The sequence below is a fragment of the Variovorax sp. J22G73 genome (assembly GCF_030317035.1).
GTDB lineage: Bacteria > Pseudomonadota > Gammaproteobacteria > Burkholderiales > Burkholderiaceae_C > Variovorax.
Map to the genome: position 1 here is coordinate 88382 of NZ_JASZYK010000007.1, position 19212 is coordinate 107593.

Sequence of the window (19212 nt, forward strand, 5' to 3'; positions counted from 1 at the left end):
GTTGAAAAGGGCGGGAGCACGCAGAATCCGAAAATTCCGTACAGGGCATGACGCATGACATGCCCTGCTTATTCCGTGCAGCGCGAAGAAAAAATTTCCTTCGCGCGGGAATAAACCGCCGGCCCGCTCCGTCATGCAGGAAGAAGGAGCCCTTGAGCCTGTTGACCACCGACCGCACACGCCAGTTCGAAGCCGCCGCGCTGCCGCACCTGGACGCGGCCTGGAACCTTGCGCGCTGGCTGCTGCGCGACGACCAGCTCGCCGAAGACGCGGTGCAGGAGGCGTACCTGCGCGCCTTTCGCTTCTTCGACGGGCTGCGCGGAGAAAGCGCGCGGCCGTGGCTGCTGGGCATCGTGCGCAACGCCTGCTTCGACTGGATGCGGCAGAACCGCCAGCTGGCCGACCAGGTCGAATTCGACGAGCTGCGCGACAGCGAAACGGCCATGGAAAGCGCAGGCACAGGCTCGGCTGTACCGGCCGCCGGCGGCGACCCGGCGCGGCAATGGGAACTGCGCGCGCAGGGCGAGCGCATCAACGCCGCCATCGACGCGCTGCCGCCGGTGTACCGCGAGGTGGTGGTGCTGCGCGAGCTGGAAGAGATGCGCTACGAAGACATCGCGCGCATCGCGGGCGTGCCGCTGGGCACGGTGATGTCGCGGCTGTCGCGCGCGCGGGCGCTGCTGCGTGAGAGCCTGCGCGACGACCGCCCGGGCGGCCAGGGCAATCGCGGCGACCACGGGGATCACAGGGATGAGGGAGGAAGGACGCACCATGGCAATGTCTGACGACGAACTGGGCATGCTGATACGCCGGCAGGCCGCGCGGCATGCGCCGCCGGGCGGGCTGGCGCAGCGCATCGGGCGGGCCGTGCGGGCGGAGGCGGGGGCCATGCCTGCGGCACCGGTGCCGTTGCCTGCGCCTGTGCGCGTGCCGGTTGCTTCGCCTGCGCCTGCGTCTGCCGCGAGCGTTTTGCCAAAGCGTCGCGGCTGGTGGCACGGACTGGCCTGGTTCGGCACGGGCGCGGCCACGGCCTGGGGGCTGGCGCTGGTGCTGCTCGCGGGGCCTGTGTCGCCGCTGGCGCCCTCTTCCGACGCGCTCGCCGAGGCCGTCACCGGCAACCACGTGCGCTCGCTGATGGCCGCGCACCTGGCCGATGTGGCCTCCACCGACCAGCACACGGTCAAGCCGTGGTTCGCCGGCAAGCTGGACTTTTCACCGCCCGTGGTCGACCTGGCCGACGAAGGTTTTCCGCTCGCCGGTGGCCGGCTGGACTACCTCGACGGGCGCACCGTGGCGGCGCTGGTGTACCGCGCGGGGCCGCACGTGATCAACCTGTTCGTGTGGCCCGCGGCCGAGGCCAAGGGTACGGGCAAGGCGATGCCGCCGGTGTTCTCCACGCGCCAGGGCTACCAGCTGGCGCACTGGACGCAGGGCGGCATGCAGGCGTGGGCCGTGTCGGACCTGAACGCGGCGGAGCTGCGCAACTTTGCGGCGCTGCTGCACGCGCGCACCGCGCCGCGCGCGCCCTGATCCTTGCATCCTTGCATCCTTGCGAATGCCGAAGCGCTTCTGCAGGCGATCGGCAGGTGTTCAGCCGATGTTTCAGCAGGCTGCCGCGGCCGGCTGCCGCGCCGTGGCGCGCGCGCTGGCCACGGCCCAGCCGAACACGCCGATGCCGGCCAGCGCCAGCAAGGCGCCGACCCAGCCGGTCGAAGTCCAGCCCAGGCCCGCGGCAATGGCCACGCCGCCGAGCCAGGCGCCCAGCGCGTTGGCCATGTTGAAGGCCGAGTGGTTGAGCGCGGCGGCCAGCGTCTGCGCGTCGCCGGCCACGTCCATCAGGCGGATCTGCAGCGCCGGGCCGATCGCCACCGTGGTGCCGATGAGGAACACGTTGAACGCCGCCGTGTACACGTTGTGCGCCGCGAAGGTGAACAGCGCGAGCACCACGGCCGCGTACACCAGCAGGCCGCCGATGGTGCGCATGAGCGACTTGTCGGCCAGGCGCGAGCCCACCAGGTTGCCCATGACCATGCCCAGGCCGAACAGCGCCAGCACCAGGGGCACGCCCCCCAGCGGCATGCCGGCCACCTCGATCAGCGTGGGCTTGATGTAGCTGAACACCGAGAACATGCCGCCGAAGCCGATGGCGCCGATGCCCAGCGTGAACCACACCTGCTTGCGCTTGAGCGCGCCCAGCTCGCGCCACGGGCTGGCGCCGGCCGGCGGCGCCAGGTCGGGAATGTCGCGGCGCAGCAGCACGATGGCCACCAGCGCGATGACGCCCACGAACACGAAGGCCGCGCGCCAGCCGAAGAGCTGGCCCAGCCACGCCGCGATGGGCACGCCCACCAGCGTGGCGCCGGTGAGCCCCAGCATGACGAGCCCCACGGCCCGCGCCCGTTTGCCCGGTGGCGCGAGCGCCGCGGCCACCAGCGCGGCCACGCCGAAATAGGTGCCGTGCGGCAGGCCGGTGGCAAAGCGCAGCAGGTTGAGCAGCAGGTAGGTGGGCGCCGCGGCGCTGGCGAAGTTGCCGGCCGCGAACACGGCCATGAGCGCGATCAGCAGCGCACGCCGGCGCCAGCCCGCGGCCAGCACCGCGAGCACCGGCGCGCCGATGACCACGCCCAGCGCATAGGCACTGATGACGTGGCCGGCCTCTGGAATGCTCACGCCGATGTCTTTCGCCACCTCGGGCAGCAGGCCCATGATGACGAACTCGCCGGTGCCGATGGCAAAGCCGCCGACGCCGAGCGCGAGCACCGCGCGCAGGAAATTGACGGGTGCTGCAGACGAAGAAGAAGAAACGGAAATGTCGGTGTCCGCGCTGTCCAGCGCGGGTGGGGAGGCGTTCAAGGCCAGGCTCCTGGGAAGGTGCCCGGCGGCCGCGGGCAGAACCCGGATTTTAGGGTAAACCCTGAATTTATGCCGATACGGAATTGCCGAGGCCCTGGTACCGGCACCGGCATCGGTTTGCCAGCGCGCGGTCGGCCCCGCTGAAGCTCAGATCGCCACCAGCTGGCGCACGCCCTGCGCTTCCATGTCCTTGCCGAGGCCGCGCGCAATCACTTCGCCGCGCTCCATCACCAGGTAGTCGTCGGCCAGCTCCTGGGCAAAGTCGTAGTACTGCTCGCACAGCACGATGGCCATATCGCCGCGGTCGGCCAGCATGCGAATGACGCGGCCGATGTCCTTGATGATGCTCGGCTGGATGCCTTCGGTCGGCTCGTCCAGGATCAGCAGGCGCGGCTTGGGCGCCAGCGCGCGCGCGATGGCGAGCTGCTGCTGCTGCCCGCCCGAGAGGTCGCCGCCGCGGCGGTTGATCATCTGCTTGAGCACGGGGAACAGCTCGTACAGCTCGGCCGGAATCGGCGTGCTGCCGCTCTTGTAGGCCAGGCCCATGCGCAGGTTTTCTTCGACGGTGAGCCTGGCGAAGATTTCACGGCCCTGCGGGACGAAGCCGATGCCGGCCCTGGCGCGGTCGTAGGGGGTCGACTTCTGGATCGGCTTGCCTTCCAGCTCGATGCTGCCGCTCTTGATGGGCACCAGGCCCATGAGCGACTTCAGCAGCGTGGTCTTGCCGACGCCGTTGCGGCCGAGCAGCACGGTCACCTTGCCGAGCTTCGCCTCGAAGCTCACGTCCCTGAGGATGTGGGAACCGCCGTAGTACTGGTGGATGTTCTTGACTGTCAGCATGTTCGTGCGCCCTTCGTCTGGCGTTGTTGAAAGCGCCCGGTATCCGGCGCGGCCGTGGCGTGTGCGCCGTCGGCCCTCTCCCCTGCTCTCTCACGGAGGGAGAGGGAGCAAGGCAGGCGCCGCACCACGACGCTGCCTTGGTCAGCGACCAAGGTACACCTCGATCACGCGTTCATCGGCCTGCACTTCGTCCAGCGTGCCTTGTGCCAGCACCGAGCCGTCGCACAGCACGGTGACGATCTCGGAGATGGTGCGGATGAAGCTCATGTCGTGCTCCACCACCATCAGCGAATGCTTGCCCTTCAGCGTGAGGAACAGCTCCGCCGTGCGCGCCGTTTCCTCGTCGGTCATGCCGGCCACGGGCTCGTCGAGCAGCAGCAGCTTGGGGTCCTGCATCAGCAGCATGCCGATTTCCAGCCACTGCTTCTGGCCGTGGCTCAGGTTGCCCGCCAGGCGCGACACGCTGTCGGCCAGGTGGATGGTCTCCAGCACCTCGGCCAGCCGGTCGCTCTGCGCGGAGTCGAGCCTGAACAGCATCGACGCGCGCACGCCCTTGTTGGTCTTCAGCGCGAGCTCCAGGTTCTCGAACACCGTCAGGTGCTCGAACACGGTCGGCTTCTGGAACTTGCGGCCGATGCCCAGCTGCGCGATGTCGGCCTCGCGATGGCGCAGCAGGTCGATGGTGCTGCCGAAGAACACGGTGCCCGAGTCGGGCCGCGTCTTGCCGGTGATGATGTCCATCATGGTCGTCTTGCCCGCGCCGTTCGGCCCGATGATGCAGCGCAGCTCGCCCGGCGCGATGTCCAGCGACAGCTTGTTGATGGCCTTGAAGCCGTCGAAGCTCACGCTCACGTCTTCCAGGTACAGGATGCGCCCGTGCGTCACGTCGACCTCGCCCGGCGTCACGTGGCGGCCGAAGTCGGCGCTGCGGCCGCCCGACTCGGTCATGCTGCTCGCATACGGCAGGCCGTGCGCGCGCGCGTTGCGCTCGGCGCCGGCTTCCATCAGATCGGGCGTCATGCGCGCGCTCCCTTCGGTTCGGCGGCCAGCGGCGCGTGCAGCGACTCCGGCGCCATGCCTTGCTCGGCGGCAATGGCACGCTGCGCGGCATCGCGGCCGTCGCTCACCGCCGGCGCGTCGGCCGCCGGCCCTCTCTTCTCCCTCGACATCCACTTGCGCACCAACCCCACGATGCCGTTCGGCAGGAACAGCGTGACAGCAATGAACAGGGCACCCAGGAAGTACAGCCAGTACTCCGGGTAGGCCACGGTGAGCCAGCTCTTGGCACCGTTGACGATGAAGGCGCCGATGATGGGGCCGATCAGCGTGGCACGCCCGCCCACGGCCGCCCAGATGGCGATCTCGATGGAGTTGGCCGCGCTCATTTCGCCCGGGTTGATGATGCCCACCTGCGGCACGTACAGCGCGCCGGCCACGCCGCACATGACGGCCGAGATGACCCAGATCGTGAGCTTGTACGGCAGCGGGTTGTAGCCCGAGAACATCACGCGCGTTTCGGCGTCGCGAATGGCCTGCAGCACGCGGCCGAACTTGCTGCCGATGAGCCACTTGGCGAACAGGAAGAAGCCCAGCAGCGTGATGCCCGTGAGCGCGAACAGCGTCATGCGCATCTCCTGCGTGGCGATCGGGATGTTCAGGATGCGCTTGAAGTCGGTGAAGCCGTTGTTGCCGCCGAAGCCCGTCTCGTTGCGAAAGAACAGCAGCATGGCCGCGAAGGTCATGGCCTGCGTGATGATCGAGAAGTACACGCCCTTGATGCGCGAGCGGAACGCGAAGAAGCCGAACACGAAGGCGATGAGGCCCGGCACCGCCACGATCATCACCAGCGTCATGACGAAGCTGCCGCTGAAGGTCCAGTGCCAGGGCAGCTCCTTCCAGTCGAGGAACACCATGAAGTCGGGCAGGTCGCTCTTGTAGTTGCCGTCCCGCCCGATCTGCCGCATGAGGTACATGCCCATCATGTAGCCGCCCAGCGCGAAGAACAGCCCGTGGCCCAGCGACAGGATGCCGGTGTAGCCCCAGATCAGGTCCATGGCCAGCGCGCAGATGGCGTAGCACATGATCTTGCCGACCAACGCCACCGCGTAGTCGCTCATGTGCAGCGGGCTGTCCACCGGCACCCACATGTTGAGCATGGGCGCCACCGCGCACACCACGATGAGCGCGACGAAGAAGGCCGTCCAGCCCTTGCCGCTCAGCAGCGGCCCCTTGGTTGGCAATGTGACCTTGCTCATGCCTCTGCACTCCGGCCCTTCATCGCGAAGATGCCTTGCGGACGCTTCTGGATGAAGATGATGATGAAAACGAGCACCGCGATCTTGGCGAGCACCGCGCCCGCCCAGCCTTCGATGAACTTGTTGAGAATGCCCAGCCCCAGCGCCGCGTACACCGTACCCGCGAGCTGGCCCACGCCGCCCATCACGACCACCATGAAGCTGTCGACGATGTAGCTCTGGCCCAGGTCGGGGCCCACGTTGCCGATCTGGCTCAGCGCGCATCCGGCCAGCCCGGCAATGCCCGAGCCCAGCGCGAAGGCGTAGGTGTCGATGCGCGCGGTGTTCACGCCCATGCACGATGCGATGGGCCGGTTCTGCGTGACGCCGCGCACGAACAGCCCCAGCCGCGTGCGCCCGATGAGCCAGCCCATGGCCAGCAGCACCAGCACCGCGAACACGATGATGCCGATGCGGTTCCACGGCAGCGTGACGTTGCTCAGCATGGTGAAGCCGCCGCTCATCCAGCCGGGGTTTTCCACGCCCACGTTCTGCGCGCCGAACATGGTGCGCACCAGTTGCTGCAGCATCAGGCTGATGCCCCAGGTGGCCAGCAAGGTTTCCAGCGGCCGGCCGTACAGGAAGCGGATGACGCCGCGCTCCAGGATGGCGCCGACCAGCGCCGAGGCCAGGAACGACACCGGAATGGCGGCCACCAGGTACCAGCCGAACATGGCCTCCGGCAGGTACTTCTGGAAGACGCCCTGCATCACGTAGGTGGCGTAGGCGCCGATCATCATCAGCTCGCCGTGCGCCATGTTGATGACGCCCATCAGCCCGTAGGTGATGGCCAGGCCCAGCGCGGCCAGCAGCAGCACCGAGCCCAGGCTGATGCCGCTGAACACGGCGTTGATGCGGTCGCCCCACACCAGCGAGGCGTCGATGTTGGCGATGGAGGCCACGATGGCCGCCTTGACGTCGGCCTCGGTCTCGTCGGCCAGGCGCTGGTTGAGCAGCAGCTTGGTGTCGGGGTTGAGGTTGTTGCCCAGCTCTTTCGCGGCGGCGAGGCGCTTGACCTTGTCGGCGCTGGTGAGCATGCCGGCGGCGCGCACCAGTTCGAGCTGCGCCTTGATCTTCGGGTTGGTCTCGGCGGCCAGCGCCTTCTCGACCATGGGAAGGCGCGACTCGTCGGGCTCCTTGAACAGCGCCTGCGCGGCTTCGGCGCGCACCGCGTCGTCCTTGCTCGTGAGCTTGAGCGCGGCCTGCGCGGCATCGAGCGCGCCGCGCATGAGGTTGTTGTTGACGACGTCTTCGGCGGTGTCGGGCACTTTCAGCTCGGTGCCGGTGACGGGGTCGAACCCCTTGTCGTCCTTCATCACGAAGACCTTGTCCTCGGTGAACTTGACCGCGTCGTCGGACATCGCCTGGATGAAGGCGGCGGTCTTCTCGTCGGCCGTGAGCACGGCCTTGTTGAGCGCGGCGATGCGGGCTTCGGACTCGCCGGAGGCGATGGCCCGGGCTTCGTCGGCGGTCAGCGCGTGGGCGGCCGATGCCATGAGGAGCATGGCGGCGAGTGCGCAGTGAAGGGTTCGTCGAAGCATGATGAGTTTCGTGTTGCCCCCTCTCCCCTGGGGGAGAGGGTTGGGGTGAGGGCCGGCGGCCTTCCAACAGACGCGGCCGCCAGATTGGCCGCCGCTGCCCTCACCCCCGCCCTCTCCCCGAGGGGAGAGGGAGCAAGGCCAGGGACTTGCCCGATGAGTTACATCGACTTGCCAGCCGGGTAGTCAGGCTTCTTGTCGTTGCCTTCGATGTACGGGCTCCACGGCTTGGCCTTCACCGGGCCGGGCGTCTTCCACACCACGTTGAACTGGCCGTCGGCCTTGATCTCGCCGATGAACACGCTCTTGTGCAGGTGGTGGTTCTTCTCGTCCATCTTCGACACGATGCCCGAGGGCGCGGTGAAGGTCTGGCCGGCCATGGCGGCGATCACCTTGTCGGTGTCGGTCGACTTGGCCTTCTCCACGGCCTGCTTCCACATGTGGATGCCGATCCAGGTGGCTTCCATCGGGTCGTTGGTGAGCGGCTTGTCCATGTGGCCCGGGATCTTCTTGGCCTTGGCGTACTCGCTCCACTCCTTGATGAAGGCCGTGTTGGTCGGGTTCTTCAGGCTCATGAAGTAGTTCCACGCGGCCAGGTGGCCCACCAGCGGCTTGGTGTCCACGCCGCGCAGTTCTTCCTCGCCCACCGAGAAGGCCACCACCGGCACGTCCTTGGCCTTCAGGCCGGCGTTGCCGAGTTCCTTGTAGAAGGGCACGTTGGAGTCGCCGTTGATGGTGGACACCACGGCCGTCTTGCCGCCGGCCGAGAACTTCTTGATGTCGGCGACGATGGTCTGGTAGTCGCTGTGGCCGAAGGGGGTGTACTTCTCGTCGATGTCGGTTTCCTTCACGCCCTTGCTCTTCAGGTAGGCGCGCAGGATCTTGTTGGTGGTGCGGGGGTACACGTAGTCGGTGCCCAGCAGCACCCAGCGCTTGGCGCCGCCGCCTTCCTTGCTCATGAGGTAGTCGACCGCCGGAATGGCTTGCTGGTTGGGCGCGGCGCCCGTGTAGAACACGTTCTTGGAGAGTTCTTCGCCCTCGTACTGCACCGGGTAGAACAGCAGGCCGTTCATTTCCTCGACCACCGGCAGCACCGACTTGCGCGACACCGAGGTCCAGCAGCCGAAGATCACCGAGACCTTGTCCTGGCCGAGCAACTGCTTGGTCTTTTCAGCGAACAGGGGCCAGTTGGAGGCCGGGTCGACCACCACGGGCTCGAGCTGCTTGCCCAGCACGCCGCCCTTCTTGTTGATGTCGTCGATGGCCATCAGCACCGTGTCTTTCAGCACGGTTTCCGAGATGGCCATCGTGCCCGACAGCGAGTGCAGCACGCCGACCTTGATGGTGTCGGCAGCGAATGCCGGCACAGCAGAAATGCTGGCCAGCGCGACGGCGGCGGTGAGCGCCTTGAGTGTGAAACGACGTTGCATGTGGACTCCTGCTCCGGGGTGGTTTGAACGGGGTCGCCAGCGCTGTGCTGGCGTGGAGAGGAGTCTGCGGAATGCACCATGAAGGTGAAATACGCCGGGTGGCGTACACGGAGGTACTCAGCGGGAGTCAACCTTGCGCGGGGTACTTCTTCGCGTTGAGGAGCATCTTGCTTCTGGCCGCCTCGACGACGTCGATGCCGAGCTTGTCGGCGAGCTGCAGCAGGTAGAGCAGCACGTCGGCGATCTCGGTGCCGATCTCGGCGCGCTTGTCCGCCGGCAGCGAGCGGCTCTGCGCCTCGGTCAGCCACTGGAAATGCTCGAGCAACTCGGCCGCCTCGACCGACAGGGCGGCGGCGAGGTTCTTGGGGGAATGGAACTGCTCCCAGTCGCGGGCCTGGGCGAAGTCGCGCAGGGCTTGGGTCAGAAGTTTCAGATCGGAGTCCATGGCGCACCTGTAGTCGGGCGGCGAGTGTGGCATGGGCTCCCTGAAGAAGCCCAATCCGGGCTTGTACAAGCCCGGATTGGGTACGTCGTCACGAGGGCGCTGGCGTTGCCCGGCTTCCACGCCGGTGCAGCACCGCCACCAGCAGCGCCGACACCACCAGGTACAGCAACGCCACGCCGAACGCCCCGGAGTAACTGGCCGCATCCGCCCCCTGTCCCAGCCGCCCGTAGAAAAGAATCCCGATCAGCGCCACCCCCAGTGCGTTGCTCGCCTGCTGCACCATCGACAGCACGCCTGACGCCACGCCCGCGTGCTGCGGCGGCAGGCCGGCCAGCACGGTCGCCACCAGCGGCGCCATCACCATGCCCAGGCCGGCGCCCTGCACCAGCAGCAGCGGCACCATCCACCCGACTACATGCGCCGCATGCGTGTGCCCCGGCCAGCCGGCCACGTTGGCGAACTGCAGTGCATGCCCCGTCGCGAGCACCAGCGCGCCGAGCGCGATGGGCGGCTTGCCGCCGAAGCGCCGCGCCAGCCGCGCCCCGGCCATCGACGTGGCGAAGAACCCGACCGCCAGCGACATGAAGACCGCCCCCGACGCCAACGGGCCCAGCGCCAGCCCCTGCTGCAGGTACAGCGCCAGCACGAAGTACAGCGAAGCGTTGCCCACGTAGAAGACCAGCGTGGTGAACAGCCCGGCGACGAAGCGGCCGTCGGCCAGCAGCACCGGCGCGACCAGCGGCGAACCGCCGCATGCGGCCAGGCGACGCTGCTGCAGCGCGAAGGCGCCGAGCAAGGGCAGCGCCGCGGCCAGGCACACCCAGCTCCACGGCGGCCAGCCCTGCTCGCGCCCTTCGACCAGCGGCAGCACCACGGCCACCGAGCCCGCGGCCACCAGCAGCATGCCGACGAGGTCGAGCCCGCTCCGCCCCTGGCCGCCGTTCGCCAGCGGCGGCATCACGCGCGGTGCCAGCACCAGCGCCAGCAGGCCGATGGGCACGTTGATGAGAAAGCAGCTGCGCCAGCCGAGCCCGGCAGGGTCCGCATGGATCAGCACGCCACCGACCAGCTGCCCCAGCGTGGCGCCCAGCCCGAGCGTGAGCCCGTAGGCCGCGAAGGCGCGTGCCCGGTCTTCGCCGCTGTAGGCCAGGCCGATCATCGCCAGCACCTGCGGTTGCAGCAGCGCGCCGGCCAGGCCCTGCAGCACGCGCGCCGCCACCAGCAGCTCGGCATTCGGCGCGAAGCCGCAGGCGGCCGATGCCAGCGTGAACAGCAGCAGGCCCAGCATGAACATGCGGCGGCGGCCGAACAGATCGCCCAGCCGGCCCCCTGTGACCAGGCCCGCCGCCGTGGCGAGGCCGTAGCCCGCCACCACCAGCTGCAAGGTCGCGGCGCCGGCGTGCAGCTCGTGCTGCATCGAGGGCAGCGCGACGTTGACGATGAAGAAGTCCAGCACCACCAGGAAGGTGCCGCTGAGCATCACCCACAGGGCGAGTCGGCCCGGCACGGCCGCGCGGGCCGTAGAAGGAAGCGAGGCTGCCGGGGCAGCGAAGTGCGACTGCGTCATGGTGGGCTCCAGTGTTGGGAGGAAGGCGCATGGCGGCGATGACCTTGGAGGTCATCGCCGGGAGGTCATCGATCTGCGGCTGGTTCCATGTCGACCAGCGCGCGGCGTGCCCCCTGCTCAACCTGCTGCCGGTGCTGCCGGTGCCGCTGCACGTGAAGATGGAGAGGCCCGCGCCCTCGCGCTGCAGGGCACGCTGCAGCTGCTGGCGATGGAAACCGGCCAGCCCGGCCTGGGCTCCAGCCTGCTGGTGAGCCGGCTGGCGGACATCGTGTTCGTGCAGGCGGTGCGCGCGCATGTCGCGGCCCACGGCGAATCGCAGGCGGGCTGGCTCGCGGCGCTGGGCGACGCGCGCATCGGCCCCGCCCTGCGCGCGATGCGCAAGGACATGGCCCGCGACTGGACGATGGCGTCGCTGGCGACGGCCGCGAGCCTGTCGCGCTCGGCCTTCGCCCAGCGCTTTCGGGAGCGCGTGGGGCAGGCGCCGCTCGAATACCTGACGCAATGGCGCATGTTCAAGGCCGGCAACATGCTCGGCCAGGGCAACGCCGCGGTTGGGCACGATTGCCGCGGCGGTCGGCTACGACTCGGAGGCGGCGTTCAGCAAGGCTTTCAAGCGCGAGAAGGGCATGGCGCCGGGCGCGTGGCGGGCCGCGGCGCGCGACGTGGTCGCGGCATGACAGCGCGACGCTGCTAGACCGTCTTCTGCGTCGCCTTGAACTGCGCCAGCGCGAACGCCCACGCCATGCGCGTGGCGTCGGGCCCGGTCGGGTCGCTGAACATCAGCGCCGAGGCGCCGCCGCTCCACGAATGCCCGAGCCCCGCGATCTCGCACAGCGTGACCACGGTGCGGCCCTTGCGCTTGAAGTCGGTCACCTGCATGGCGCGGCGCTTGCCGCGCTGCATGTTGCGCGGCATGCCGGGCCGCGCGCCCAGGGCCGTGGCCCACACGGCGGCGCTGCTCACGGCATTGCTCGGCGCCACCACGGCGTCGGCGTCGCCGTGGAGCACCAGCATCGGCGGCAAGGTGGCGAAGACGGCCGCGGCGCCCAGGGCCTTGCCGACGGCGGTGGTGGGCATGGGCGGCACGTTCTTGCCGCGCATGGCGCCCAGCGCCGTGGCCGACGACTTGGCCGCGCCGGGCGCCACGCCCGAATGCATGACGACGGCGCGAAAGCGGTTGGCATAGCGCGTGGCCAGCAGCGCCGCCATGCTGGCGCCGGCCGAGAGCCCGGCGACGGCCACGCGGTCGCGGTCCGCGGGGTAGAGCATGCAGGCCTGGTCGACCGCGGCCATCAGCGTGGCGGCCTCGGCGTCGGCCTTGCCCGAGCGGCGCTCGTACCAGTTCCAGCAGCCTTGCGGGTGGGCGAGGCGGTCTTGTTCGGGGTAGAGCACCAGGAAACGGTGGCGCACGGCCAGCGCGTTCATGCGCGTGCTGGCCGCGAAGTCGCGTCCGGTCTGGCCGCAGCCGTGCAGCATGACCATCAGCGGCAGCTTCTCGCCGGGCGCGAGCTGCAGGTCGGCCGGGCGAAACAGGTGGTAGCCCCGCGCCCCGCCCGCGCCCACGGCCATGCCGCTGAGCCAGTCGCCCTTGCCGGGCGGTGGCTTGAGCCGCTTGGCGGCGGCGCGCTGCACCTGGCCCGCGATGCGCTTGCTGTTGCTCAGCGTGACCTTGGTCAGCGCACGCAGGTTGCGCTGGTACGCGCGGGCGAAGACGGAGGCGGTGGAGCGGCGGGCCATGGCGCAGTGTGAAGGCAAAGCGCCGGGCGGCCTAGCTGCCTGCCAGGAACCTGCCCGGCGGCCGTCTCCGCCCCGGCCCCGCGTGCTTCAGTAGATTTCCGGCACGATCATGTTGGCCGGCACCGGCTGGCGCAGGTAGTCGGCGTGGCGCACGCGCTCGGGCAGCTCGACCGTCGGGTGCGGCACTTCGTTGTAGGGCAGCTGGCCCAGCAGGTGGCTGATGCAGTTCAGGCGCGCCTTCTTCTTGTCGACGGCCTGCACCACCCACCACGGCGCCTCGGGAATGTGGGTGCGCTCGAGCATGATTTCCTTCGCCTTGGTGTATTCCTCCCAGCGGCGGCGGCTTTCCAGGTCCATGGGGCTGAGCTTCCACTGCTTCAGCGGGTCGTGGATGCGGCCGAGAAAGCGCATGTGCTGCTCGTCGTCGGTGATGGAAAACCAGTACTTGATGAGCTTGATGCCCGAGCGAACCAGCATCTTCTCGAACTCGGGCACGGTGCGAAAGAACTCCTCGTACTCGTCGTCCGAGCAGAAGCCCATCACGCGCTCCACGCCGGCGCGGTTGTACCAGCTGCGGTCGAACAGCACCATTTCGCCGGCGGCGGGCAGGTGGGCGGCATAGCGCTGGAAGTACCACTGCGTGCGTTCGCGGTCGTTGGGCGCGGGCAGCGCGGCCACGCGGGCCACGCGCGGGTTCAGCCGCTGGGTGATGCGCTTGATGACGCCGCCCTTGCCCGCGGCGTCGCGGCCTTCGAAAAGAATGACCACCTTCTGCTTGCTGTGCTGCACCCAGTCCTGCAGCTTCACCAGCTCGCCCTGCAGGCGGAACAGTTCCTTGAAGTAGGCCTGGCGCGCGGCCTTGTCGGCACTGCTGCTGGCAATGCTGGCGGCAGGGTCGAGCGCGTCGATGTTGCGGTCCTCGATCTCGAGCTCGAGCTCTTCGTCGTAGCTGTCGATCAGGTCGCGGGCGATGCGTTGCATCAGTTCTTCGTGGTCCGGGAGGGCGCTGTTCAGCATGATGGAAGCTCGAATGGGAAGGCGAAGGAAAAAGCATGCTGCGCCGCCTGTATGACCGCTGCGTGACGGACGAACGCTCTTTTACAGGTCCCGACACAAAGTTGTCATATACCCGGAACACCATCCGCGGCATACCAACAGCTTAAAAAACCGCCGCCATGAACACCCTCGCCGCCCCCAAAGCCGAGATGCCACCGGCGCCCGGCGCCGCGCACCGGCCCAAGCTCGATGCCAAGCCCGGTCCGCTCACGCTGATCACCTTCGTGGGGTTGCTGGCCGCCGGCCTGCTCTTCACGGCCTGGAGCCTGGTGGGCGACGTGACGTCCTCGGGCGCGCCGGTGACCACCTGGGTGCCGTACATCCTGCTGGGCGTGGCGCTGCTGATTGCGCTGGGGTTCGAGTTCGTCAACGGCTTCCATGACACGGCCAACGCGGTGGCCACGGTGATCTACACGCACTCGCTGCCGCCCAACTTCGCGGTGGTGTGGTCGGGCTTCTTCAACTTCCTGGGCGTGCTGGTGTCCAGCGGGGCGGTGGCCTTCGGCATCATCGCGCTGCTGCCGGTGGAGCTCATATTGCAGGTGGGCTCGGGCGCGGGCTTCGCGATGGTGTTCGCGCTGCTCATCGCCGCCATCATCTGGAACCTGGGCACGTGGTGGCTGGGGCTGCCGGCGTCGTCGTCGCACACGCTGATCGGCTCGATCATCGGCGTGGGCGTGGCCAATGCACTGATGCACGGGCGCGACGGCACCAGCGGTGTCGACTGGGCGCAGGCCACCAAGGTGGGCTACTCGCTGCTGCTGTCGCCGCTGGTGGGCTTCGGCTGCGCGGCGCTGCTGCTGCTGGCGCTGCGCGCCTTCGTGAAGAACCGCGCGCTGTACGAAGAACCCAAGGGCAGCGCGCCGCCGCCGTGGTGGATTCGCGGCCTGCTCATCCTGACCTGCACGGGCGTGTCGTTCGCGCACGGCTCCAACGACGGCCAGAAGGGCATGGGGCTGATCATGCTGATCCTGGTGGGCACGGTGCCCATGGCCTATGCGCTGAACCGCGCGATGCCGGCCGACGAAACCATCAAGTTCGTGGCCGTGGCCGAGATGGCGCAGACCGCGCTCAACCGCAGCGTGCCGACCTCGCTGCCGGCGCTGCAGCCCGCCGCCGCGCGCGACGCGCTGTCGACCTATGTGCGCACCCGCGAGTTCGCCCCCACGGTGGTGCCGGCGCTTGCCATCACCGCCGGCAGCATCGGCGAGCAGGTGCGCAAGCACGGCTCGCTGGCCGCCGTGCCGGCCGAGGCCGTGGCCAACGTTCGCAACGACATGTATTTGGCCTCGGAAGCGATTCGCCACCTCGACAAGAGCGGCGCCGCCAAGTTCGACGCCGACACCAAAATGCGCGTGAACGCCTTCCGCGAAGAGCTCGACAGCGCCACGCGCTTCATTCCGCTGTGGGTGAAGGTGGCGGTGGCCATCGCGCTGGGCCTGGGCACCATGATCGGCTGGAAGCGCATCGTGGTCACGGTGGGCGAGAAGATCGGCAAGACGCACCTGAGCTACGCCCAGGGCGCCTCGGCCGAGGTGGTGGCCATGATCACCATCGGCGCGGCCGACATGTACGGGCTGCCGGTGTCCACCACGCACGTGCTGTCTTCCGGCGTGGCGGGCACCATGACGGCCAGCGGCTCGGGCCTGCAGATGTCCACGCTGCGCAACCTGGCGCTGGCCTGGGTGCTGACGCTGCCGGTGGCGATGCTGCTGTCGGGCTCGCTGTACTGGCTGTTCACGCGGGTCTTCTGATCACGCCGCCTGATTCGCGCTTTTTCGATCCGCTCCTTTTCCTGACCACGCACCTTGTCGGCATTTCATGACCTCGCCGCCCAGTCTTACGGCGGCGACGAAGCCGGGCTGATCTCCGGCTACCTGTTCGACGCCTCGGCGCCGGAGCCCGCGCGGGCCATCGACTCGGCGCAGGCCGCGGCGTGGCTGGCCGAGGAGCGCGAGCGCGAATGCAGCGAGCGCGATCCGGCCTATGTGTGGCTGCACTTCAACCTGAGCCACGCGCACGCGGAGCGCTGGCTGCTGCGGCACGCGAACCTGTCGGACACCTTCTACGAGACGCTGCACGAAGGCCTGCCCTCCACACGCATCGAGCGCGCGGACGACTCGCTGATTGCCGTCATCAACGACGTGCACTTCGAGTTCAGCTTCGAGCCCTCGGACATCTCCACGCTGTGGATCAGCGTGGGCCCGCGCCTGGTGGTCACGGCGCGCACCAAGCCGCTGCGCTCGGTGGATGCGCTGCGCACGGCGGTGAAGGCCGGCGACGCGCCGCGCTCGAGCACCGAACTGCTCGAGCACCTGCTGCGCGCGCAGGCCGACGTGCTGGTGAAGATCGTGCGCGGCGTGACCTCGCGCATCGACCGCATCGAAGACGAACTGCTGGCCGGTCGGCTGGACCACAAGCGCGCGCGCCTGGGCGTGCTGCGCCGGCTGCTGGTGCGGCTGCAGCGGCTGCTGGCGCCCGAGCCGGCCGCCCTCTTCCGCCTGCTGCAGGGGCCGCCGGCCTGGATGTCGGAGCCCGACGCGCAAGAGCTGCGTGGCTCGACCGAGGAGTTCTCGGTGGTGCTGCGCGACATGCAGGCGCTGCAGGAGCGCATCAAGCTGCTGCAGGAAGAAATTGCCGCCAACGTGAACGAGGACAACAACCGCAGCCTGTTCGTGCTGACGGTGGTCACGGTGCTGGCGCTGCCGATCAACATCCTGGCCGGCCTGTTCGGCATGAACGTGGGCGGGATTCCGCTGGCCGACCACAAGCACGGCTTCTGGATCGTGGTGGCCATCGTGGCCAGCTTCACCGCGGTGGCGGCCTGGGCGGCTTTTCGCAAGAAGCGCTGAGCCGCGTCCAGCGGTGCGGTAATGCTATTTATTTAGTAGCGCATTGCATAGCATCCACGCGCCCGCACCGATGTTCCAGACCCCATAGAATGCAGGGGTGTCCTCCATTCTCAACGCCGATCTTCACTGCCACTCCGTGGTCTCCGACGGCACATTGACGCCCGAAGAACTGGCCGCGCGCGCGGCCTCCAACGGCGTGGAGCTCTGGGCCCTCACCGACCACGACGAAATAGGCGGCCAGCACCGCGCCGCGGCGGCAGCGCGTGCGAACGGCATGCGCTACCTCACGGGCACCGAGATTTCGGTGACCTTCGCCAACGAAACGGTGCACATCGTCGGCCTGGGCTTCGACCCCGACGACGCCGCCATGTCGCAGGGCCTGTACGACACGCGCGGCGGCCGCGGCAAGCGCGCGCAGGAAATGTCCGAGGGGCTGGCCAAGGTCGGCATCCAGGGCGCGTACGAAGGCGCGCTGAAGTTCGTGGGCAACCCCGAGCTCATCTCGCGCACGCACTTCGCGCGCTTCCTGGTCGAGCAGGGCCACTGCCGCGACACGCCCGAGGTGTTCCGCAAGTTCCTCACCGAAGGCAAGCCCGGCTACGTGCCGCACCGCTGGGCCACGCTGAAGGACGCGGTGCACTGGATCACCGCCGCCAAGGGCATGGCCGTGATCGCCCACCCGGGCCGCTACAAGTTCACGGCCAACGAGGAGTACGCGCTGTTCCTCGAGTTCAAGGCGCACGGCGGCCAAGCCATCGAGGTGGTCACCGGCAGCCACACGCCGGCCGAGTTCGTCGAGTACGCCGACAAGGCGCTCGAATTCGACTTCGCCGCCTCGCGCGGCAGCGATTTCCACAGCCCCGACGAAAGCCACTGCGACCTGGGCAAGTTGCCGCCGTTGCCCGGCGCGCTCACTCCCGTGTGGGAACTGCTCGGCGACCGCATCCAGCAGTGAGCCAGAGCCCGCGGCCCGGCACCGACAGCGCGGCGACCGTTGCGCTGGCCAATGCACGCGCCGCCCAGCAGGCCAGCCGCAGCAGGGAATCCGAACGCATCCTCGCGGGCATCGGCCTGGTGGTGCTGGCGGTGGGCTGCTTCGCCACGCTGGACACAGCCACCAAGTTCTCCACGCTGGGCGTGCCCATCCTCATGGGCGTGTGGTTTCGCTATGCCTTCCAGGCGGTGGCCACCACGCTGGTGCTGCTGCCGCTGCACGGCGTGGGGTTGCTGCGCACGCGCCATCCGCGCTACCAGGTGCTGCGCGGGGCACTGCTGCTGGCGTCGAGCGTGTTCGCGTTCTTCAGCCTGCGCTACATGCCGCTGGCGGAGTTCACCTCCATCGTGCTGATCGCGCCGCTGGTGATCACGCTGCTGGCCGCCACCACGCTCAAGGAGCATGTGTCGCCGCTGCGCTGGGCGCTGGTGGCCGGGGGCTTCGCGGGCACGCTGGTCATCCTGCGCCCGGGCGGCAGCGCATTCAGCTGGGCCATCCTGCTGCCGCTGGGGCTGGTGCTGACCAACGCCTGGTTCCAGGTGCTCACGAGCAAGCTGGCGCAGACCGAGAACCCGCTGACCATGCACTTCTACACGGGCTGGGTCGGCACGCTGATCGCGTCGGTGGCGCTGCCCTTCGCATGGAGCGCCCTGCCCTCGTGGGAATGGTGGGCGCTGCTGTGCCTCATGGGGTTCATGGGCACGGTGGGGCACTTCATGCTCATCCTGGCCTACCAGCGCGCGCCGGCCTCCACGCTCACCCCTTATCTTTATGCGCAGATCGCGTTCGCGATGCTCGGCGGCTGGCTCATCTTTTCGCATGTGCCCGACCGCTTCTCGCTCATCGGGATGGCGATGATCGCGGTCTGCGGCGCCGCCGGCGCATGGCTCACGGTGCGCGAGCGCCGCGTGCCCATCGAACCCGCCGAATCCTGAACAGGAGAATCCAGACATGGCCCAGTACTTCGAAGTCCACCCCGAGAACCCGCAGCAGCGCCTGCTGAAGCAGGCCGTTGCGCTGCTGGAGCGCGGCGAGATCGTGGCCGTGCCCACCGACTCCAGCTACGCGCTGGGCTGCCACCTCGACGACAAGGACGCGGTCGACCAGCTGCGCCGCATCCGCCAGGTCGACGACAAGCACCACCTCACGCTGCTGTGCCGCGACCTGAGCGAGCTGGCCAACTACGCGCGCGTGGACAACAAGCAGTACCGCCTGCTGAAGGCCGCCACGCCGGGCCCGTACACCTTCCTGCTCGAAGCCACCAAGGAAGTGCCGCGCCGCGTGAGCCACCCGCAGCGCAAGACCATCGGCCTGCGCGTGCCCGACCACAAGGTGCTGCTGGAGCTGCTGGCGCTGCACGGCGCGCCGCTCCTGGCCACCACGCTGATCCCGCCCGGCGAGACCGAGGCGCTGAACGACGCGCAGACCATCCGCGAGCGCTTCGAGAAGCAGATCGGCGCTGTCATCGACGCCGGCGCCTGCGCGTCCGAGCCCACCACCGTGGTCGACCTGACGCCCATGGGCACGGGCGACGACCCGGTCGTGGTGCGCCAGGGACGCGGTGCATTGGCCGTGCTGGGCCTGTGAATTCGGGCTGTTTTGCACG

The 19212-nt window shown here is 68.6% G+C and carries 17 protein-coding genes and 1 pseudogene; 8 read left to right on the forward strand and 10 right to left on the reverse strand.

The window, feature by feature from the left end; genetic code table 11:
- The first annotated feature begins 152 nt into the window (after nucleotides 1–152).
- Complete coding sequence (locus QTI51_RS23915) at nucleotides 153–785, forward strand: sigma-70 family RNA polymerase sigma factor (RefSeq protein ID WP_286516392.1); 633 nt, start codon at nucleotides 153–155, stop codon at nucleotides 783–785.
- Nucleotides 772–1530 carry an anti-sigma factor family protein gene (locus tag QTI51_RS23920; protein WP_286516390.1) on the forward strand — a complete coding sequence of 253 codons (759 nt, stop codon included), beginning with the start codon at nucleotides 772–774 and terminating at the stop codon, nucleotides 1528–1530. The genes QTI51_RS23915 and QTI51_RS23920 overlap by 14 nt, the downstream gene beginning before the upstream one ends.
- A gap of 72 nt (nucleotides 1531–1602) precedes the next feature.
- On the opposite strand, the gene QTI51_RS23925 is transcribed toward QTI51_RS23920, so the two are convergent.
- From QTI51_RS23925 to QTI51_RS23960, 8 genes are all read right to left on the reverse strand, one after another.
- Nucleotides 1603–2853: an MFS transporter gene (locus QTI51_RS23925; protein ID WP_116911029.1), complete on the reverse strand. Its 1251-nt coding sequence runs from the start codon at nucleotides 2851–2853 to the stop codon at nucleotides 1603–1605.
- Between the two features lie 147 nt (nucleotides 2854–3000).
- Complete coding sequence (gene urtE, locus QTI51_RS23930) at nucleotides 3001–3693, reverse strand: urea ABC transporter ATP-binding subunit UrtE (protein WP_116911028.1); 693 nt, start codon at nucleotides 3691–3693, stop codon at nucleotides 3001–3003.
- 141 nt (nucleotides 3694–3834) lie between these two features.
- Nucleotides 3835–4713: an urea ABC transporter ATP-binding protein UrtD gene (gene urtD, locus QTI51_RS23935; RefSeq protein WP_116911027.1), complete on the reverse strand. Its 879-nt coding sequence runs from the start codon at nucleotides 4711–4713 to the stop codon at nucleotides 3835–3837.
- Nucleotides 4710–5948 (reverse strand): urea ABC transporter permease subunit UrtC, encoded by a 1239-nt coding sequence (gene urtC / locus QTI51_RS23940; RefSeq protein ID WP_116911026.1) that lies wholly within the window; start codon nucleotides 5946–5948, stop codon nucleotides 4710–4712. Before urtC ends, urtD begins: the two co-directional genes overlap by 4 nt.
- The gene (urtB, locus tag QTI51_RS23945; protein WP_116911025.1) at nucleotides 5945–7492 is read right to left on the reverse strand and encodes an urea ABC transporter permease subunit UrtB; all 1548 of its coding nucleotides are present in this window, start codon (nucleotides 7490–7492) and stop codon (nucleotides 5945–5947) included. Before urtB ends, urtC begins: the two co-directional genes overlap by 4 nt.
- Before the next feature lie 194 nt (nucleotides 7493–7686).
- Nucleotides 7687–8955 (reverse strand): urea ABC transporter substrate-binding protein, encoded by a 1269-nt coding sequence (gene urtA / locus QTI51_RS23950; RefSeq protein WP_116911024.1) that lies wholly within the window; start codon nucleotides 8953–8955, stop codon nucleotides 7687–7689.
- A gap of 127 nt (nucleotides 8956–9082) precedes the next feature.
- Nucleotides 9083–9400 (reverse strand): nucleotide pyrophosphohydrolase, encoded by a 318-nt coding sequence (locus QTI51_RS23955; RefSeq protein ID WP_116911023.1) that lies wholly within the window; start codon nucleotides 9398–9400, stop codon nucleotides 9083–9085.
- Between the two features lie 88 nt (nucleotides 9401–9488).
- On the reverse strand, nucleotides 9489–10967 hold the full coding sequence (locus tag QTI51_RS23960; protein ID WP_116911022.1) for an MFS transporter: 1479 nt from the start codon (nucleotides 10965–10967) through the stop codon (nucleotides 9489–9491).
- 65 nt (nucleotides 10968–11032) lie between these two features.
- Between QTI51_RS23960 and QTI51_RS39100 the strand changes: the two are divergent.
- Nucleotides 11033–11644: pseudogene (locus QTI51_RS39100) on the forward strand (helix-turn-helix transcriptional regulator); the annotation flags it as partial.
- 13 nt (nucleotides 11645–11657) lie between these two features.
- On the opposite strand, the gene QTI51_RS23975 reads toward QTI51_RS39100, so the two are convergent.
- Both QTI51_RS23975 and ppk2 read right to left on the reverse strand, forming a co-directional pair.
- Nucleotides 11658–12704, reverse strand: a complete 1047-nt coding sequence (locus QTI51_RS23975; RefSeq protein ID WP_116911021.1) for an extracellular catalytic domain type 1 short-chain-length polyhydroxyalkanoate depolymerase — start codon at nucleotides 12702–12704, stop codon at nucleotides 11658–11660.
- A gap of 87 nt (nucleotides 12705–12791) precedes the next feature.
- The gene (ppk2, locus tag QTI51_RS23980) at nucleotides 12792–13721 is read right to left on the reverse strand and encodes a polyphosphate kinase 2 (RefSeq protein ID WP_207786743.1); all 930 of its coding nucleotides are present in this window, start codon (nucleotides 13719–13721) and stop codon (nucleotides 12792–12794) included.
- A 158-nt stretch (nucleotides 13722–13879) separates the two neighbouring features.
- Here ppk2 and QTI51_RS23985 point away from each other — a divergent pair, with 158 nt between their 5' ends.
- The 5 genes from QTI51_RS23985 (at nucleotide 13880) to QTI51_RS24005 (ending at nucleotide 19193) form a co-directional block, all read left to right on the forward strand.
- Nucleotides 13880–15514: an inorganic phosphate transporter gene (locus tag QTI51_RS23985; RefSeq protein WP_116911019.1), complete on the forward strand. Its 1635-nt coding sequence runs from the start codon at nucleotides 13880–13882 to the stop codon at nucleotides 15512–15514.
- Between the two features lie 54 nt (nucleotides 15515–15568).
- Complete coding sequence (locus QTI51_RS23990; protein ID WP_116911018.1) at nucleotides 15569–16612, forward strand: transporter; 1044 nt, start codon at nucleotides 15569–15571, stop codon at nucleotides 16610–16612.
- 97 nt (nucleotides 16613–16709) lie between these two features.
- Complete coding sequence (locus QTI51_RS23995; RefSeq protein ID WP_116911017.1) at nucleotides 16710–17567, forward strand: 3',5'-nucleoside bisphosphate phosphatase; 858 nt, start codon at nucleotides 16710–16712, stop codon at nucleotides 17565–17567.
- Complete coding sequence (locus tag QTI51_RS24000) at nucleotides 17564–18541, forward strand: DMT family transporter (RefSeq protein ID WP_116911016.1); 978 nt, start codon at nucleotides 17564–17566, stop codon at nucleotides 18539–18541. Before QTI51_RS23995 ends, QTI51_RS24000 begins: the two co-directional genes overlap by 4 nt.
- A gap of 16 nt (nucleotides 18542–18557) precedes the next feature.
- Entirely contained in the window at nucleotides 18558–19193 is a 636-nt protein-coding gene (locus QTI51_RS24005; RefSeq protein ID WP_116911015.1) for an L-threonylcarbamoyladenylate synthase, read from the forward strand.
- The last annotated feature ends 19 nt before the right edge of the window (nucleotides 19194–19212 follow it).

What these genes read in the sequence shown, in the direction of transcription:
- urtE (WP_116911028.1), bottom strand. Translation starts at nt 3,693, where the DNA reads ATGCTGACAGTCAAGAACATCCACCAGTACTACGGCGGTTCCCACATC.
- QTI51_RS24005 (WP_116911015.1), top strand. Translation starts at nt 18,558, where the DNA reads ATGGCCCAGTACTTCGAAGTCCACCCCGAGAACCCGCAGCAGCGCCTG.
- QTI51_RS23920 (WP_286516390.1), top strand. Translation starts at nt 772, where the DNA reads ATGGCAATGTCTGACGACGAACTGGGCATGCTGATACGCCGGCAGGCC.
- urtC (WP_116911026.1), bottom strand. Translation starts at nt 5,948, where the DNA reads ATGAGCAAGGTCACATTGCCAACCAAGGGGCCGCTGCTGAGCGGCAAG.
- urtD (WP_116911027.1), bottom strand. Translation starts at nt 4,713, where the DNA reads ATGACGCCCGATCTGATGGAAGCCGGCGCCGAGCGCAACGCGCGCGCG.
- QTI51_RS23955 (WP_116911023.1), bottom strand. Translation starts at nt 9,400, where the DNA reads ATGGACTCCGATCTGAAACTTCTGACCCAAGCCCTGCGCGACTTCGCC.
- QTI51_RS23985 (WP_116911019.1), top strand. Translation starts at nt 13,880, where the DNA reads ATGAACACCCTCGCCGCCCCCAAAGCCGAGATGCCACCGGCGCCCGGC.
- urtB (WP_116911025.1), bottom strand. Translation starts at nt 7,492, where the DNA reads ATGCTCCTCATGGCATCGGCCGCCCACGCGCTGACCGCCGACGAAGCC.
- QTI51_RS23975 (WP_116911021.1), bottom strand. Translation starts at nt 12,704, where the DNA reads ATGGCCCGCCGCTCCACCGCCTCCGTCTTCGCCCGCGCGTACCAGCGC.
- QTI51_RS23960 (WP_116911022.1), bottom strand. Translation starts at nt 10,967, where the DNA reads ATGACGCAGTCGCACTTCGCTGCCCCGGCAGCCTCGCTTCCTTCTACG.
- ppk2 (WP_207786743.1), bottom strand. Translation starts at nt 13,721, where the DNA reads ATGCTGAACAGCGCCCTCCCGGACCACGAAGAACTGATGCAACGCATC.
- urtA (WP_116911024.1), bottom strand. Translation starts at nt 8,955, where the DNA reads ATGCAACGTCGTTTCACACTCAAGGCGCTCACCGCCGCCGTCGCGCTG.